This is a genomic window from Microvirga sp. P4_G7 (genome assembly GCF_056401005.1).
The window spans coordinates 1-1,037 of record NZ_JBFUKD010000983.1; the positions used below are offsets into that span (position 1 = coordinate 1).

Consider the following 1,037-nt stretch of genomic DNA (forward strand, 5'->3'; position numbering starts at 1 on the left):
GGCAGGGTCACCTGGATACCGGAGGACGCTCGGACGATGCTGCGCCCGACAACGCGGTCGTCTCCCGCTCGTGTTGTCAACATTTTTAGACATGGTTGTCCAATTCGTCAATCGCGCCTATATAGATTTATGATGAAAGTGCACAATTATCGTGACGCTGCTGCCCCGCGCGGTCAGTTGGCCCATTCGCCCCGTGGCCAGATGGCGAAGCGCGAGTCGATCCTTGAGGCCGCAGCCTCGGTGTTCTGCCGCGAAGGTTTGTCGGGCGCCAACATCGACCTGATCGCGGCGGAAGCCGGTGTGTCCCGACAGACTGTCTACAATCATCATGGCGACAAGGAGAGTCTGTTCCTTGCGGTCGTGCGCGACATCACGGAGCGGACGAATGCAGGTGTTTTCGCAACCCTCGCCACGTTTCCCGATCAGCCAGCCGATATCGAGGCCGAGCTCATCGCCTTCGCGGTGCGTTTGAATCAGAACTGCATCTGCAACCGCGACGGAAAATTCCTGCGCAAGCTCATTCATGCGGAGGGCGAGCGGTACCCGGAGTTGTTCTCCGACTGGCGCCAGCAGGGCCCGGCCAAGACTTGGTCGGCGTTGGCGGCCCGTATCGCGCGTCTCGCGCATGGAGGCTTCCTGAACGTCGACGATCCGGACGTGGCAGCACGTCAGTTTCTCGCGCTCATCAACGCGGACCTGCAGACGATGCACATGCTGGGTGAAACGCCGACCGAGCCTGAGATCGTCCGAGCGGCCACCAATGCGGTGCGCACGTTCCTGCGCGCCTATGGTCGGCCCGATAGTGCCCTTCCCACGGCGAGCCGCGCCTGATCGTGGGCCAGCCGGGTCGCCATTCCGGCGCCATGTTCAGGGCCCCGGAATGGGTTTGTGACGCGCTGTCGCCCTAGGCGAACCAGAAGTCGCTCGCCGATAGGTTCGCCACATTGACCGTGATGTCGTTGGCGGCATCGAAATGAATGATGCTGGCGCCGACGATGGGCTGGATGTCCAGGTCCGCGAACGAATGGATGTTGTCC

Annotated in this window: 1 protein-coding gene; it reads left to right on the plus strand. The window is 61.9% G+C overall.

Going from position 1 to position 1,037, the window contains the following annotated elements:
• Positions 1-132: 132 nt before the first annotated feature.
• Positions 133-831 carry a TetR/AcrR family transcriptional regulator gene (locus AC1DT3_RS22385; RefSeq protein WP_477467369.1) on the plus strand — a complete coding sequence of 233 codons (699 nt, stop codon included), beginning with the start codon at positions 133-135 and terminating at the stop codon, positions 829-831.
• Positions 832-1,037: the final 206 nt, after the last annotated feature.

Bases quoted from the DNA above. Each gene is read 5' to 3' on its own strand.
- AC1DT3_RS22385 (WP_477467369.1), top strand. From the start codon at position 133: ATGAAAGTGCACAATTATCGTGACGCTGCTGCCCCGCGCGGTCAGTTG.